Raw genomic sequence first — 15,110 nt, forward strand, 5'->3', positions numbered from 1 at the left:
CCGTCCCATGGCCTCCGTGCGTCAGGCGTCGGCGAGGAGGGGGTCGTACGGGGTGTTCGAGCGGCGGCCCGACATGAAGGCGACGAAGTCGCCGACGAAGGCGCTGCGGCCGTGGACGCCGTCGGTGGTGGTGAGGTCGCGGTGGAAGGCGGTGCGGAAGAGCGCCCGGTACTCGTCCGCGTCGATGGTCCCGCTGCCGTCCTTGTCGGTGACGTCGAAGAGCACCTCGGCGACCCGGATGAGCGCGGGACCTGCGAGGGACGGGACGGCGGCGGCGTACTCGTCGACGCTCACCCGGCCGTCGCCGTCCGTGTCGAGGGCGGCCTGGAGCTCGCGCCACCAGGCGGCGAAGGCGTCGTAGAGACGGGTCTCCTCGGGTTCGTCCAGGTCCAGGCGGGTGGCCAACTCGCGTGCCATCGCGGCGAGGTCGGGCCAGTCGAGGTGGCCGTCGCCGGTCTGGTCCAGCACCTGGCGGAAGAACTCCTCCGCCGAGCGCTGCCCCTTTCCGGTGGGCGCCGGGGCGGTCGGGGCCGCGGGGGCCGGGTGGTGGCCGGTGCCGGTGCCGCCGTCGGGACCGAGCGGTGTGACCAGGCGGAGCAGGGCCGCCGCACGCTTCACGCGGGCGCGCAGCGCGTCGGCGCTGCGGGCGCGCCGGTCGTCGCCGTGGGGCGAGAGGGAGAGGATCTCGATGATGGTCCCGGCATCGATCCAGCCTTCGGGCAGGAAGCGGGTGAGCCCGGCGGCGAGGTACGCGCCCTGCATGAGCGTCGGGGCCCCGGGCGTCTCGGGCAGGCCGGCCTTGCGCCGGTATGCCTCGGGGAGCGAGGCGACGGTGATCGCGCCGATGAGCGGGCCGACGACGGCCCGGCCTGCCGCCCACAGCGTCGGGGCGCCCTGCAGCAGCGCCGGGGCGGGCAGGTGGTCGAAGAGCCGGAAGAGGATGACGCGGGCTGCCTCGGTGTCCTCCAGCTCCTCCTCGACGACCCGGTCGAAGTACGGCCAGAAGTCGTTGAGGTGCTCGGGGAGTTCCCGGGCGTCGCCGTCGAGCGCGGCGAGGAAGGCCCGGTACTCGGCGTACATGTGCTCCATGGTGTCCTGGTCGAGCGGCTGGCCGCTCAGCCGGCACATGGTGACGGCGCTCTCGAAGAGGGTGGCGACCACCCAGGCGCGGGTCGGACGGTCCATGGCGTCGTAGGCGCGGCCGCGGGCGTCGGAGCCGCTCATGCGGGCGTGCAGCCGGTTGAGCCGGGCGGTCTCCCGCTCCCGCACCGCCGGATCGGCGTCGAACATGCGCCGCATGCTGAGGAAGGTGTTGCGCAGCCGGCGCCAGGGGTGGGCGACGAAGGTGGAGTTCTCGGCCAGGGCGGCGCCGACCTGCGGGTGGGCGGCCTCCAGCACGGTGGCGCGGATGATGCCCAGCGCCCAGCGCGGGTCGTCGAAGAAGGCGCGGAACCGTGCGTCAGGGCCGAGGAGCGAGGCCCCGTCGGCCGTACCCGTGGTGCCGGTCGTCATGACATGTCTCCGTTCGTCTGGTGCGGCACGCCGCCGAAGCGGCGGTCACGGCGCCGGTACGTGTGCAGGCAGGCGAGGAAGTCGGGGGCCCGGAAGTCCGGCCAGAGCACCGGGGGGAAGACCCATTCGGCGTAGGCCACCTGCCACAGCATGAAGTTGGAGATGCGCTGTTCGCCGGAGGTCCGGATGACGAGGTCGACGTCGGGGGTGTCGGGGAACGGCAGGTGGTCCGCGAAGAGCCGCTCGGTCACCTCGTCGGCCGGCGTCCCGGCGCGGATCAGCGACCTGGCGGCCTCGACGATGTCCCGGCGTCCACCGTGGTCGAAGGCGACGGTCAGCGTCATCCCCCGGTTGCAGGCGGTCAGTGTCGCCAGGTCCTCGAAGTCCTGGGCCAGCTCGCGGGGGATGCGCGGATCGGCGGCCCCGAGGAAGCGGCAGCGGATGCCGCGGGCGAGCAGCAGCGGCGCGTGCTTGCGCACGACCCGGCGGACCAGGCGCATCAGGTAGTCGACCTCGGCACCGGGACGGCTCCAGTTCTCGGTGGAGAAGGCGTACAGGCTGAGCCACCCGACGCCGGCCGCCCGGGCGGCCTCGATGATGTCGATGACGGTGGTCTCGGCGGCCCGGTGCCCCGCCGTCCGGGGAAGCGAACGGCGTTGTGCCCAGCGGCCGTTGCCGTCCATCACGCAGGCCACGTGTCGCGGCACGGCCCGCGCCGGCCCGTCGTCCGGCCGCCGGTCGCCGTGCCGCTGCCCACCACCGGGCCGGTCCTCGGGCCGGTTCGCCGGCCGGTCCTGCGTCGCCGTCCGTGCGCCCCGGACGCTCCGGTCCGCCGCACCCGGTGCCGCCGCACCCGGTGCCGTGCCGCTCTGCTCCGCCCCGCCCGGTCCCGTTCCCACCGGAACGGCGTGGTCGGCCCTGCCGCGCTCGGTCACACCCACCCCGCATCCCCGCACGCACGCCCCGTCGGAGCGTTCCCTGCAGGAATTGTCGTGGCGCGGGACGGCGGCCATCCGCCGAACGGAGGGTTGTCACCCTTGGCTCATGCGCCCGATTTCCCGCGGCGACGGCAACGGGTCCACGCCCGTGGGCCGCCGGGGGACGCTTCCTCCGTCAGGCGGGCGCCAGGGGCCGCTTCCGCCTCAGGCGGACGCCAAGGGCTGCTTGGACCGTCAGGGAGCCGACGGCGGCTTCGGCTTCGGCCGTCAAGGAGCCGACGGCGGCGTCGGCCGCACCGTCTGCCGCGGCGCACCACCCGGCTCACCGGCGGGGCCGGGCGGGGGCGTGGACAGCTCGGCCGGGGCCGTCCGGGGAGGAGCGGCCGACTCCGCGCCCTCCGCGCCGACCGGCGGGTCCTGCTTCTCCTCCTCCTTCATGGCGCGGGCCTCGGCCTTGAGGATGCGCGCCGACTTGCCGGCCGACCGCACCAGGTCGGGGAGCCTCTTGGCGGACAGGACGGCGATGACGACGACGAGGACGACGGCGAGTTCACTCAGTCCGAGCATGGCGTGCTCCTGGCGGTGGGGTGCGGCGGGGCGGGTCACCGGGCGTGGGGCGTGCCCCGGTGACCCGCCAAAATCTACAGGCGTGTAGAAGTCCGAGTCCACAGCGAGGTGGGCGAGCGGAGTCGCACGGGTCTATACGATGACCGCCCGGGAGGCGGACGGCGGCGGCCCGGGCAGCGGACGGTGGCGGAAGGGAGACAGGACGTGGCGGAGCAGCGGCGGCCCCGGCGCGGGCAGGGAGAGCTGGAGGCGCTGGTCCTGTCGGCCCTGCAGGGGGCGGAGGGCCCGGCGACGGCCGGCTGGGTGCAGGAACGCCTGGGCGGGGACCTCGCCTACACCACCGTGGTCACCATCCTGACCAGGCTGCTGGCCAAGGGGGCCGTCACCCGTGAGCGCGCGGGCCGGTCGTTCGCGTGGACCCCGGCGTCCGACCACGCCGGTCTGGCCGCCCGGAAGATGCGCCGGCTGCTGGACGGCGAGAGGGACCGGGAGGCCGTGCTGGCGAGCTTCGTCACCGGCCTCGACCCGGACGACGAGCGCCTGCTGCGGGAACTCCTCGGCCGGCCGGGGAGCGAAGGGGACGACTGACCTCATGGGGGTGTTCGTCTTCCTTCCGCTGGTCCTGCCGCTCACCGCCTGGCCGGTGGCCCGGCTGGCCGAGCAGCGCCTGCACCCGCGGACGGCGACACGGCTGCTGACGGCCGTCGCCGCGGTGATGGCGGCCTGCAGCACCGTCTGCCTGGGGCTGCTGATGGTCGTCGGCACCGCCCAGCTCCCGGGGAACCCTCTGCCGGACGGCTGGTCCGACCCCGAGGTGCGCGAAGCGGTCCCCTACGACGATGTGGCCGGGAAGGCGGCCATTCCCGCGCTGTGCGCGGTCCTCGTCCTCTGCGGCCGGACCCTGTGGCGGCACGGCCGGCTACGCCGCCGGGCGCACCGGGCGCTCGCCGGGTTCCGGAACACGGAGGTGGCGGTGCTGCCGGACGACGCGGCCTATGCGTACGCCCTACCCGGCGGCGGCCGCCGGGGCCGCGTCGTGGTGACCACCGGCCTGCTCGGCGGCCTCGAACCGTCCGAGCGGCGCGCCCTGTTCGCCCACGAACGCGCGCACCTCGCCGCCCGCCATCACCGCTGCCTCCTGGCGGTGGGCCTGGCGGCGCGGGCCAACCCGTTCCTGCGGCCGCTGCGGACCGCCGTGGCGTACACGACGGAACGGTGGGCGGACGAGGAGGCCGCGCAGGCGGTGGGCAGCCGGCGGACGGTGGCCCGTGCGATCGGCAAGGCGGCGCTGGTGTCCCGTGGTACTCCCGCGGCCGCGCTGGCCGGCTTCGCCGTCGCGGGGCCGGTGCCGCGGCGGGTCGCGGCGCTGCTCGGTCCGGCCCCGGCCGCACGCCGCTGGCCGCCCCTGTTCACCGCCGTCGGCCTCGCCGCCTGGGGTGCGGCCGCGGCCGCCGCCGTGTCGGCGATGTCGTCCGCCAACGCGGCGGTGACGATGACCCTCATCCTGTACGCGGCCACACCGCTCTGAGCCCCGGCACGCGCCCGCGCCGAGGCGCTGCCGTCCGGGAGACCCCGCTCAGGCGGCCTCCCGGACGGCGGGGGTCACGCCTCCTCGCCGCCTTCCTCGTCGTCCTCGAAGAAGTCGCCCACCTCGTCCACGACTTCGGCCGCGACCATGCCACCGGCCACCCCGACCGCGAGCCCCGCGGCGCCGGCCGCGACCGCCGTGCCCATGCCCGGACCCGACGAACCGTGCCCGTGGTGGTGGGCGTCGTGACCCGCGTACGGCGGCTCGCCGTAGCCGCCGGTACCGTGCCCGCCGGGGCCGAATCCGCCGTGCGCGCCGTAGGCGGCCCGGTGTTCGACGAGCCGCCGCACCCAGCCGTCGACCTCGGCGGTCCAGTCGCGGACGTCGTCGTGGCCCACGGTGACGTGGGTCAGCGCGTCGTGGCCGGCCGAGAGGATGCCGCCGCGCTTGTCGGCCTCCAGGACGACCTCCATGCCGCCCGGGTGGGCGAGGAAGGTCAGCTCGATCTCGTTCACCTGGTGCGCGAACTGCGGCGACGGGGTGATCTCGATCTCCTGGTAGAAGGGCAGCCGCTGCCCCGTGCCGCCGACGCGGCCGTACTCCAGGTCGGCGGAGCGGAAGCCGAAGCCGAGCCGGCCGAAGGCCTCGAGGACGGCCTCCTGGACGGGCAGCGGCCCCACGGCCAGCGGATCCAGGTCGCCCTTGTCCCGGGCGCCGGCCACCGCCAGCTCGGTGCGCACGCCCAGCACGATGCCCAGCGGCTGCCCGTGCAGCTCGGTGACCGGCGTCTCCCAGGGCAGCGTCACGCCGAACGGCAGGCTGCGGCGCTCGCCCGCCGCGAGCCGGAAGCCCCCGCCGACGGTGTACCGCTCGAAGGCGACCACGCCCTCGCTCTCCCCGTCCGCGTGCTCCGCCTCCACACGGGCCACCAGCTCCAGGGTGACGCCCTCGATCTCGACGTCGCTGCTGCCGCCCTCGATGTGCACCTGGCCGGTGAGCGTGGAGCCGGGCAGGGCGGGGCCGGGGGCCAGGACCGTGTCGACGGTGGGTCCCCCCACGCCGAGTGCGCCGAGCAGTCGTTTGAACACCATGAGGCGTCCGTTCCTCCTTCAGTGCCGCGTTCGCCCAGGCAGGGCGACCGACCGGCGGTTCACCGGCCGTTTTCATCTTCTACAGACGTGTAGAAGCATAGGATGATCCCGTACGCGGAGGGACCACCTCCACGCGGGCGTCGCGGTGACGGCCGGGAACACCGGCCCGGTCCGGACCGTTGTCCCCGTAGATCCGGAACCAGAAGGAGTCACCCCTTGTCCGCCAGACCGACGGACCCTCCGGGGCACAGTCCCCGACCATCCCGCCCGAGAGTTACTGATCACGGCACACGGCGGGATGGTGTTCGATGAGTGCCGCGAACGCCCTGCTGGGCCTGCTGGCCGTCTTCGTTCTGACCGCGGGCACCGGCTACTTCGTCGCCCAGGAGTTCGCGTACGTCTCCGCCGACCGCCTCGCGCTGGCGCGCGACGCCGAGCGGGGCGACCGGAAGGCCGCCCGCGCGCTGAAGGTGCTGGAGCGGCTGTCGTTCATGCTGTCGGGCGCCCAGCTCGGCATCACCGTGACCGGACTGGTCGTCGGCTTCATCGCCGAGCCGTCCGTCTCCGCGCTCCTCAGGCCCGCCCTGTCCGGCGTCGGCCTGCCCGACGCCGCGGTGAGCGCGGTCTCCGTGGTGCTGGCCTTCGTGCTGGCCACGTTCGTGCAGATGGTGCTGGGCGAACTGGCCCCCAAGAACCTCGCCATCGCCGTCCCGGAACGCCTGGCCAAGGCCCTCGCGGGTTCCACGCTGCTCTACCTGAGGATCGTCGGACCGGTGGTGCGCGTCTTCGACGGCGCCGCCGACCGGCTGCTGCGCAGGGTCGGCATCGAACCGGTCGAGGAACTGCACCACGGCGCCACGCTGGAGGAGCTGGGCCACCTGATCGGCGAGTCCCACGAACGCGGGGCACTGCCGGAGGACACCGCCGCCCTCCTCGACCACGCGCTGGAGTTCTCCGACCGGACGCTCCACCAGGTCATGGTGCCGCGGGTGGACGCCGTCTTCGTCCGGGAGGACGCGACGGCCGCCGAGGCCGTCGGCCTGATCGCCCGGCACGGCCACTCCAACTATCCGGTGCTGGGCGACCACCCCGACGAGATCACCGGCGTCCTGGGGGTCAACGAACTGATGCGCCGATCGGCCGGCCACCTCGAGGACACCACCGCGGGCGCGCTCGCCCGGCGGGCGCTGTTCCTGCCCGACACCCTCCCGCTGCCCGACGCCGTCACCCAGATGCGCGAGCGGGACGACGAGTTCGCCGTCGTCCTCGACGAGCACGGCGGCGTGGCGGGCATCGTCACGTACGAGGACATAGCCGAGGAACTGATCGGCGACATCGCGGACGAGACGGACACCGTCACGGAGGTCGCCGTGCCGGACGCCGGAGGCTGGCTGGTGGACGCCGGGCGGCGTCTGGACGAGGTGGCCGAGGTCACCGGCGTCGACCTGCCCGAGGAGGAGGACTACGACACCGTGGCCGGCCTGGTGGTCGACCGCCTCGGCCGTTTCCCGGCCGTCGGCGACCGGCTCGCCGTCGAGCTGCCCAAGGGCGGCTCCGCGTTGATCGAGGTCCGCACCCTCGACCGGCACGTGCCCGACCGGGTGCGCATCGAGCTGCCCGGCACCGGCCCCGAGGCGCGGACGGAGGTCCCGGCATGAGTTTCCCCATGGCGGTCTTCGTCACCGTCCTGCTGTTGATCGGCAGCGGCTTCTTCGTGGCCGCCGAGTTCGCGCTGGTCGCCGCCAAGCGGCACCGGATGGAGAAGGCGGCGGCCGAGAACCGGCGCGGAGCGGGCGCGGCCCTGGCCGGCATGCGGGAGCTGTCCCTGATGCTGGCGGGCGCCCAGCTGGGCATCACCATCTGCACGCTGGGCCTCGGCTCGGTCTCCAAGCCCGCGATCTCCCACGAGCTCGACCCGTTGCTGCACCGCCTGGGCCTGCCCAGCGGGCTCAGTTACGGCATCGCGTTCGCCGTGGCGATGGTCGTGGTGGTCTTCCTCCACATGGTGGTCGGCGAGATGGCGCCCAAGTCCTGGGCGATCGCCCACCCCGAGCGCTCCGCCATGCTGCTCTCGCCGCCCTTCCGGGCCGTGGTGCGGACGGTGCGGCCGCTGATCCGGCTGCTCAACGCGCTCAGCAACGCCCTGGTGCGGCTGTGCCGGGTCGCCCCGCGCGAGGAGCTGGCCTCCGTCCACAACCGGGAGCAGCTGACCCACCTGGTGGTGGAGTCCCGGCGGCTCGGCCTGATCAGCGAGACGGACGGCGAGCTGTTGACCCGTTCGCTGACCGAGCCGGAGACCCCGGTCGCCGCACTGCAGGTGCCGAACGCCCGCATCACCTCGGTCGACGCCGCCGCCGGCATCGACGAGATCCTGCGGGTCGCGGCGGCGGCCGGCCGCACCCGGCTGCTGGTGCGCGCCGGTGACACGTTCGTCGGCTCGATCCACGCGCGCGACGCCATGGTCGCCCGCTCCCGCGGGCGCGTCACCGACGCCCGGGCCCTGGCCCGCCCGGTGCCGGAGCTGACCGGCGACGCCACCGTGGCCGACGCGATCGAGCTGCTGCGCCGCCACCGGGCCTCGCTCGCGGTGGTGCGGGACGGCGCCGGCCACGTCACCGGCATGGTGACCCTGGACGACCTCCTGGCCCGGCTCCTGCAACCCCGGACGAGCTGACCCCGGACCGCCGGCTTCTGCTGAGCGGCCGGTCGACGCCGACTCCCCGGGCAACCGGAAGAGGGGCGGCGCGGAATGCTTCCGCGCCGCCCCTCTTCATGCGGAGATCGGCCTGCCACGGTCACCGCCGCGCACGTCTTTACCTTCCCTTTGCAACCTGGGTTCCCGCTCCCCCGTCTCTCCGCACGACCCAATCCCCAGTCCGCCGGGCGACCGTGCGGGTGTACCCAGGAAAGAGAGCGTTCCATGCGCCGAAACGTCCTGAGCGGAGCGGCACTCGCCTGCGCCGCCGTGCTCGCCACCGCGGTGCCGGCGTTCGCCGACAGTCCCTCCCCCGTCCCCGACACCGCGGCGACCTCCGCCGACTCCGGCGGCCAGGTGTCCGAGAGCAGCCCGAGCCCGGCACCGACCGAGCCCGGTTCCACCACGCCGACCCCGGTTCCGGCCCCGGCGGACGATTCCGACGGAGTCACCGTGGTGCCGAGCGGGGCGCCGGACACCGGTGACGCTGCGGTCGCCGCGCAGTCCGGTGGTGACGGCCTGCTGATCGGCGGGGGCGCCGCCGCGGTGCTCGTCGCGGGCGGCGCGGCGGTCCTCGTCGTGCGCCGGCGGGCATCCGGGGCATGACGCCCTCCTCCAGGCGCGCCTTCGTCGCCGCGGCCGCGGCCTGCCTGGTCGCGGGCTGCGGCGGCGGTGACGGTGCAGCGGGCCGGCCGGCCACGGCGGAACCGCCGGGGCCCGAGGCGCCGGCCGTGGCGGGGTCGCCCGCCTCCGGTCCGCCTCCCCTGGCGCGTTCGGTCCCGGTGGGCCTGGAGATCCCCGCCATCGGGGTCGACACCCCGGTCGTACGGCTGGGGCTGGCCCCGGACCGCACGGTGGAGGTCCCTCCGATCACGGCGGACGACCCGGCCGGCTGGTACCGGTACTCCCCCACGCCGGGCCGGCCGGGTCCCTCGGTGATCCTCGGCCACGTCACGGTCGGCGCCCACGGCGACGGGGTCTTCCGTCACCTGGCGCGGCTGCGGCGGGACGACAGGGTCACGGTGCGTCTGGAGAACGGCACGGCGGCGGAATTCGCCGTCACCTCGGTCCGGACGGTCACCAAGGCCCGGTTCCCGACGGAGGACGTCTACGGCGACACCGCCCGGCCCGAGCTGCGGCTCATCACGTGCGGCGGCCCGCTGGAGGACGGCGGGTACCGCGACAACGTGATCGTCTTCGCGAGGCTCCACGCCACCACCCCCTGACCCGGCGCCGTGTGCCGGGCGGTCGGACCGACGGCCCGGCAGCCCGGCATCACGCGTTCCGGTAGGTCCGCAGGCGATACCCCCTCACCGGGGTCGCCCCGACGATGGAGAGCATTGAAACGGTCCCGCGAGCAGGCAGCGTCCGAGCTTTTCGCTGCCCTTTATCCGCGCCTGGCCGGCTGGTGCCGCCGTCTGGTCGACGACGACGAGACGGCCCACGAGATAGCCTCGGAGGCGTTCACCCGGTTGTGGTCGCGCTGGACGTCCGTGACGGAACCACGGGGCTTTCTGTACGTCACCGCGGCCAACTTGGTGCGTGACCACTGGCGCAGGCTCGAACGCGAACGCAGGACCGTGCGCCGGGTCGGCACCGAGGCGGCCGTACGTCCGCACGCGGAGCCTTCCGACCCGTCGGTGCGGCTGCTGGTGCAGGCGCTGCCGGAACGGCTGCGGGTGCCGGTCCTGCTGCACTACTACGCCGACCTGCCCGTTCGGGAGGTGTCCGCGGTGACCGGACGCAAGGAAGGAACCATCAAGGCCGATCTTCACGCGGCCAGGGAGCTGCTCCGTGCCCACCTGAGGAGAAACCTTGATCACACACGCTGACGAGGGCCCGGAGTTCGACCCGGACGACCCGCTCGTCGACCTCCTGCGGCCCACGTCCGACCACCTCGGCCCGCTTCCCGGCCGGTTCGAGGCGATCCGCCGCCGCGCGGCACGGCGCCGGCTGACCCGTACGGCGGCCGCGGCCGGCATCACGTGCGCGGTGGCGCTGCTCGTCGCGCTGCCGCTGCAGTACGCCACGACCTCCGTCCGGCCGGTCTCGCCCACGGCCCCGCTGGCCCCGCCGCCACTCACCGGATCCCCCTCCCCCACGACGGACTCCACCGTGTCGCCGCGGCCCGCCGAGTCCCCCGTGCACACCCGCCCCGGCCCGGACACCGGGGAGTCGACAACGCCGACGACACCCACGACGCCACGGGACTTCGTCGTCCCGACACCCGGACCGGTGGTGGCGGAGACGACCGGGCCCGCATAGGAGTCGTCCACCGGCCGCAGCCGGTGGGACCACGCCAGCGACCGGGGTGAGGTCCAGGGGACGAGCCGCCCGTCCGGAGGTCAGGTCCCGGGTCGCCCTGGTCCGTCACGCAGGGCGACGCGTACGCGGCGGGGGTGGGTGAGCGCCGCCCGGACGACGCGTTCGAGCGTTCCGCGGTCCACGTCGACCGGTAGCAAGGACCGGTGGCGGTCGCCCGCCGCGGACGCCCAGTGGTGGGCCATCACCAGTCGTCCGCCGCGGACGGCGGCCGCGAGGCCCTCCGCGTGCCGGACCGGATCGACGGCCACGCGCAGGACGCGCGGTGCGGAGCCGGGACCCGGGCCGGGGCCTGCGGCGGGCGACACCTCGCGCTGCGTGACGGTGATGCCGACGTAACCGTTGCCGGAACTGTGGACGAAGAGGGTCAGCGTCTTCTCCAGAACCGTTCCCGGCCCGCGGTCGCCCCGGACGACGGCCGCGGCCCCCGGCAGGCCGTCCAGATCGACGTACAGGAACGGCAGGAGCGCCTGCCCGTCACCACCAGGCATGCTCTCCAGGGTCACGGCGAGCAGCGGTGCGGCGTCGTGGAACGGGGGGTCGGGGACAGCCGAGCGGGGGCCGTCGGCCGAGGTGACCGTCACGTCGAGGCCCTCGGGGGGCCGGCGGGGCGAGTCCCCCGGACCGGTGACCACCGGGGTCAGGAGACGGGGTCGACGGTGGGCGCCGTCACGGCCGCGATCCGCCCGTCGTCGCCCAGGACGTCGCTGTTCCGCAACCGGTTCTCGATGTGCTCCAGCACCACTCGCTCGACGTCGCAGACGGCGATCCCCTCGACGACCGTGTGCACGTTGTCCCGGTTGCTCGCGATGGGGGCGCCCGAACAGGCGCCGAAATACTTGCAGTTCAGGCAGTTCGCGGCCATCCGGACCTCAGCGGCGGTCGCCGAGGCCTCGAAACGCGGTCCCGAGAGCAGTTCCTCGAGCGGGGTCGTGAAGATGTTGCCCAGCGAGGCCGTGGGGTCCTCGTACGGATCGCCGTAGGCGTAGACGTCCCCGGGCGTGTTCACGACCATCACCGAGAGCCATTCGCGCTGGTTGAAGTAGACGCGCGGCGCGTCGGGGTTGAGGTGGCGCAGCACGATCTGGAAGTGGCTGTCCAGCGGGGAGACCTGCACGGGGGTCTCGCTCTCCAGCCAGAGGTCGGCCATCTCGTTGAGGGCGGAGACGATCTCCGGGACGGTGATGTCGTACGCCGCGTGCTGGTTCTCGTAGGCGCCGTCGAAGAGCGGGAGGACCCTGAAACCGATTCCCGCCTTTGCGTAGAACGAGAAGGTGTCCTTCACGCGCCCCAGGTTCTTCCTGGTCAGCACGGTGATGCAGCCGAAGGGAACACCTTCGGCGCGCAGCCTTTCCATGTTGGCGACGACCTTCGCCTGCTGGTCCCTGCCGGCGATGTTGACACGCAGTCCGCTGAAGAGGTCCACGGAGACACCGACATGGTCGAAGCCGTCCCGGAGAAGCCGGATCCGCTCGTCGTCGAGGACGGTGAGGTTGGTCTGGATGAAATTGCTCACCTGCAGCGAATCGCCGAATATTTCACGCTGGTCGTCCAGGCTCCGCCAGTAGTATTCCGGTTCGATCATCAGTGGTTCGCCACCGTGCCAGACGATGTGCAGGTGCGTCCGTACCCCGTCCTCCTGATCCTTCTTCACGTAGTAGTCGCGCATGTGCACATACATGGAACGCAGTTGCTCCAGGCTCATCCGCTCGCGCTGCCCGAGCTCGGCGAACTCGTAGCAGTAGGTGCACCTCAAGTTGCAGAACTTGGATATCTTGATGACGAACTGGACCTGCCGGGACGTTTCCTGTGCCACTCGTTTGCCTCCTCGCGCGCTGCGACATCTCGGAACTGCGGATCACCGGATGCGGCCGGGACGTGCGGTCCGCATCCGGTCCGGAGCCGGTGGGGGACGTGCGCGGGACACCGGCGGGTGGCGTCAGGACAGGTCGTCGAGGATCCGGCTCAGCGACGCGGTGTCGGCCGTGCGCTCGGAGGCGGCCGGCGTGAAGCCCTGGAAATACGGCTGGGTCCGCTGCAGGTAGGGGTTGACCACCTCGTTGTAGACCCTGTTGTAGATCTCGTTGAACTGCCCGAACAGGCCGTCGGCGGACACCGCTTCCTGGTCCGCCTCCGCCGCCTGGGCGGCCAGCGCGGCACGCGCCGAGTCGGAGACGGTGACCGTGTGCGTGGGTTCGGCGGCCTGGGCCGCCCCTCCCGCGAACACGGGCACGCTCAGCCCGGCGGCGACACTCGCCAGATAGGCGAGGTAGCGCTTGGAATCGCCTGCTCTCATAACTCCTCCTTTTCCGGGGACGCGCCCTTCGGACACGAGGAGTCGAGGCCGGCACACGGCGCTACACGTACAGGGTGCGAGCACGACTTCGCATCACGGCGGTACACGTACCTCATGGCGGCCGAACAACCGGAGCGTCGACGCCGGAAATCACCCGACCGATGGGTTCGGGGATGTCCGGGAAGGCATGGGGCTTCCTCGTACGCCTGACGCTGCCGGTATTGAAACGCAGCACCCCCGGCCGGTCAACAGGAAGCGAACCCTCCCGTTATGCCTTGCCCCGCGCTCCGGCGGCCGGGGCGAATTCCTCCGAAAGGATTCGGCCGACTGTCCCGAAATTCGTTTCCGGCTTCTTTGCCCGGGCCACCCCAGGTGAACCCTGCCCGACGAACGTCATGCCGACCGGGGCAGGATACGTATATGGCGAGAACGCACTGCCGGACCATTGATCGACAACTCGAAGAATTCCGGGTGCCGAACCGTTCTCATCCTCGGCTCAGGGACGCGAGTTCGATCGCGGGGCAGCGGTCCATCACCATGTCGAGGCCGGCCGCTCGCACCCGGTCGTACGCCGCGTCGTCGACCACGTCGAGCTGGAACCACACCGCCTTCGCACCGATGGCGACCGCCTCGTCGGCGACCTCGCCGGCGAGGTCGGAGCGGACGAAGACGTCCACCACGTCGACGTCGAAGGGGATGGCCTCGAGGGAGGGGTATCCCTGCTCCCCGTGGACCGTCTCGGCCTTCGGGTGGACGGGGATCACGCGCTTGCCGGCACGCTGCAGGACCTGGGCTACGCCGTAGGCCGCGCGGTCCCGGTTGTTCGACAGGCCGACGACGGCCCAGGTGTCGCCCAGCTCGGTCAGGATCCTGCGGGCCGTGTCCGTGGTCGTGTCCGTCGCGTCGCTCACAGGGATCCTCCTCGTCGTGGGGCCTCGTCGTGGGGCCTCGTCGATGCCGAACCGCCCGGCAGCCGAAACCATTCCCTGCGCATACGCTGGTGTCGAACAAAGGAGCGCGGCACCACCATGAAGTACCTCCTGCGAGCGATCACCCGCGAGGAGCACCTGGCCTTCGTCGCCGGGCAGTCGTCGGTGAGCCATCTGCAGATCCCCTCGTGGGGCGAGGTGAAGAGCGACTGGCGTTCGGCGTCGCTGGGGTGGTTCGACGAGCGGGGCCGGCTGGTCGGGGCCGGGCTGGTGCTGCTGCGCGCGCTGCCGAAGGTGCGGCGCTACCTCGCCTATCTGCCGGAGGGGCCGGTCATCGACTGGGATTCCGAGGACCTCGACGGCTGGCTGGGCCCGATGATCGCCTACCTGCGCGACCTCGGCGCCTTCACCGTGCGGATGGGTCCGCCGGTGGTCGCCCGGCGCTGGGACGCCGCCACGGTGCGGGGCGCGGTCGCCGACCCGGAGGTGCGGTGGCTGCGCGAGGCGCCGCCCTCCGCGGAGAACCCGGCGGCACGGGAGCTCGCCGAGCGGCTGCACGGGCTGGGCTGGCGGCCGGTGACCGCCGAGGGCGAGGACAGCGCCGCCGTCAACCAGCCCCGGTACGTGTTCCAGGTGCCGTTCGGTGACCGGCCCCTGCGGGAGGTCCAGGCGGGGTACAGCCCGGAGTGGCGCCGCAACGCGAAGAAGGCGTGGCGGGCCGGGGTGGAGGTGGTCCGGGGCGGCTACGAGGACCTCGCCGCCTTCCACCGGCTCTACGCCGAGGCCGCCGAGCGCGACGGGCTGATCCCGCGGCCCCTCTCCTACTTCCAGCGCATGTGGATCGCCCTGCGCAACGAGCACCCGGACCGGATGCGGCTCTACTTCTCCCGGTTCGAGGGCGAGGACCAGGCCGCGGCCCTGATGCTCGCCGTCGGAGAGCATGTGTGGCACGCCTATGGGGCCGCGCCACACACCCGGACGGACGTGTGCCCCGACCATGCGCTGCAGTGGCGGATGATGTCGGACGCCCATGAGATGGGCGCGACCCTCTACGACCTGCGCGGCATCACCGGTTCGGTCGCGGGCGACGAGCAGCATCTCGCGCTGCTGCGCCACCGCCTCGGTACGGGCGGCGAGGCGGTCGAGTACCTCGGGGAGTGGGACTTCCCGCTCAGCAAGGTTCTCCACAAGGCACTCGACCTGTACATCGCCCACCGCGGGGCCTGACCCTC

Annotated in this window: 17 protein-coding genes; 9 read left to right on the top strand and 8 right to left on the bottom strand. The window is 73.1% G+C overall.

The features are described 5' to 3' along the window. Positions 1-21: 21 nt before the first annotated feature. The 3 genes from Sfr03f_RS27180 to Sfr03f_RS27190 form a co-directional block, all read right to left on the bottom strand. Positions 22-1,512: an oxygenase MpaB family protein gene (locus Sfr03f_RS27180; RefSeq protein WP_108956820.1), complete on the bottom strand. Its 1,491-nt coding sequence runs from the start codon at positions 1,510-1,512 to the stop codon at positions 22-24. Further along, entirely contained in the window at positions 1,509-2,195 is a 687-nt protein-coding gene (gene uppS, locus Sfr03f_RS27185; protein WP_245967791.1) for a polyprenyl diphosphate synthase, read from the bottom strand. The genes Sfr03f_RS27180 and uppS overlap by 4 nt, the downstream gene beginning before the upstream one ends. A gap of 522 nt (positions 2,196-2,717) precedes the next feature. Then, the gene (locus Sfr03f_RS27190) at positions 2,718-3,017 is read right to left on the bottom strand and encodes a twin-arginine translocase TatA/TatE family subunit (protein WP_108956821.1); all 300 of its coding nucleotides are present in this window, start codon (positions 3,015-3,017) and stop codon (positions 2,718-2,720) included. Positions 3,018-3,221: 204 nt separating this feature from the next. On the opposite strand from Sfr03f_RS27190, the gene Sfr03f_RS27195 reads away from it, so the two are divergent. Both Sfr03f_RS27195 and Sfr03f_RS27200 read left to right on the top strand, forming a co-directional pair. After that, the gene (locus Sfr03f_RS27195) at positions 3,222-3,605 is read left to right on the top strand and encodes a BlaI/MecI/CopY family transcriptional regulator (RefSeq protein WP_108956822.1); all 384 of its coding nucleotides are present in this window, start codon (positions 3,222-3,224) and stop codon (positions 3,603-3,605) included. Between the two features lie 4 nt (positions 3,606-3,609). After that, positions 3,610-4,545 (top strand): M48 family metalloprotease, encoded by a 936-nt coding sequence (locus tag Sfr03f_RS27200; RefSeq protein ID WP_108956823.1) that lies wholly within the window; start codon positions 3,610-3,612, stop codon positions 4,543-4,545. Between the two features lie 74 nt (positions 4,546-4,619). On the opposite strand, the gene Sfr03f_RS27205 is transcribed toward Sfr03f_RS27200, so the two are convergent. Further along, positions 4,620-5,636 (bottom strand): sporulation protein, encoded by a 1,017-nt coding sequence (locus tag Sfr03f_RS27205; RefSeq protein ID WP_108956824.1) that lies wholly within the window; start codon positions 5,634-5,636, stop codon positions 4,620-4,622. A gap of 308 nt (positions 5,637-5,944) precedes the next feature. Between Sfr03f_RS27205 and Sfr03f_RS27210 the strand changes: the two genes are divergently transcribed. The 6 genes from Sfr03f_RS27210 to Sfr03f_RS27235 all read left to right on the top strand — a co-directional run bounded on the left by Sfr03f_RS27210 (position 5,945) and on the right by Sfr03f_RS27235 (position 10,596). Beyond that, positions 5,945-7,294: a hemolysin family protein gene (locus Sfr03f_RS27210; RefSeq protein ID WP_108956825.1), complete on the top strand. Its 1,350-nt coding sequence runs from the start codon at positions 5,945-5,947 to the stop codon at positions 7,292-7,294. Further along, positions 7,291-8,310 carry a hemolysin family protein gene (locus tag Sfr03f_RS27215; RefSeq protein ID WP_108956826.1) on the top strand — a complete coding sequence of 340 codons (1,020 nt, stop codon included), beginning with the start codon at positions 7,291-7,293 and terminating at the stop codon, positions 8,308-8,310. The genes Sfr03f_RS27210 and Sfr03f_RS27215 overlap by 4 nt, the downstream gene beginning before the upstream one ends. A 246-nt stretch (positions 8,311-8,556) precedes the next feature. After that, positions 8,557-8,937 (top strand): hypothetical protein, encoded by a 381-nt coding sequence (locus tag Sfr03f_RS27220; protein ID WP_108956827.1) that lies wholly within the window; start codon positions 8,557-8,559, stop codon positions 8,935-8,937. Beyond that, positions 8,934-9,557 (top strand): class F sortase, encoded by a 624-nt coding sequence (locus Sfr03f_RS27225; protein ID WP_108956828.1) that lies wholly within the window; start codon positions 8,934-8,936, stop codon positions 9,555-9,557. Before Sfr03f_RS27220 ends, Sfr03f_RS27225 begins: the two co-directional genes overlap by 4 nt. Positions 9,558-9,671: 114 nt before the next feature. Next, entirely contained in the window at positions 9,672-10,163 is a 492-nt protein-coding gene (locus Sfr03f_RS27230; protein WP_108956829.1) for an RNA polymerase sigma factor, read from the top strand. Continuing rightward, positions 10,147-10,596 carry a hypothetical protein gene (locus Sfr03f_RS27235; protein WP_108956830.1) on the top strand — a complete coding sequence of 150 codons (450 nt, stop codon included), beginning with the start codon at positions 10,147-10,149 and terminating at the stop codon, positions 10,594-10,596. Before Sfr03f_RS27230 ends, Sfr03f_RS27235 begins: the two co-directional genes overlap by 17 nt. Positions 10,597-10,676: 80 nt before the next feature. On the opposite strand, the gene Sfr03f_RS27240 is transcribed toward Sfr03f_RS27235, so the two are convergent. From Sfr03f_RS27240 to Sfr03f_RS27255, 4 genes are all read right to left on the bottom strand, one after another. After that, entirely contained in the window at positions 10,677-11,237 is a 561-nt protein-coding gene (locus tag Sfr03f_RS27240; protein WP_159105746.1) for a hypothetical protein, read from the bottom strand. Positions 11,238-11,293: 56 nt separating this feature from the next. Next, positions 11,294-12,469, bottom strand: coding sequence for a radical SAM protein (locus tag Sfr03f_RS27245; protein WP_108956832.1), 1,176 nt, complete (start codon positions 12,467-12,469; stop codon positions 11,294-11,296). A 123-nt stretch (positions 12,470-12,592) separates the two neighbouring features. Next, entirely contained in the window at positions 12,593-12,949 is a 357-nt protein-coding gene (locus tag Sfr03f_RS27250) for a hypothetical protein (protein ID WP_108956833.1), read from the bottom strand. Positions 12,950-13,434: 485 nt separating this feature from the next. Next, complete coding sequence (locus Sfr03f_RS27255) at positions 13,435-13,860, bottom strand: CoA-binding protein (RefSeq protein WP_245967783.1); 426 nt, start codon at positions 13,858-13,860, stop codon at positions 13,435-13,437. A 117-nt stretch (positions 13,861-13,977) separates the two neighbouring features. On the opposite strand from Sfr03f_RS27255, the gene Sfr03f_RS27260 reads away from it, so the two are divergent. After that, positions 13,978-15,105 (top strand): lipid II:glycine glycyltransferase FemX, encoded by a 1,128-nt coding sequence (locus tag Sfr03f_RS27260; RefSeq protein ID WP_108956835.1) that lies wholly within the window; start codon positions 13,978-13,980, stop codon positions 15,103-15,105. Positions 15,106-15,110 lie beyond the last annotated feature (5 nt).

It is taken from the genome of Streptomyces fragilis (assembly GCF_003112515.1).
Lineage (GTDB): Bacteria > Actinomycetota > Actinomycetes > Streptomycetales > Streptomycetaceae > Streptomyces > Streptomyces fragilis.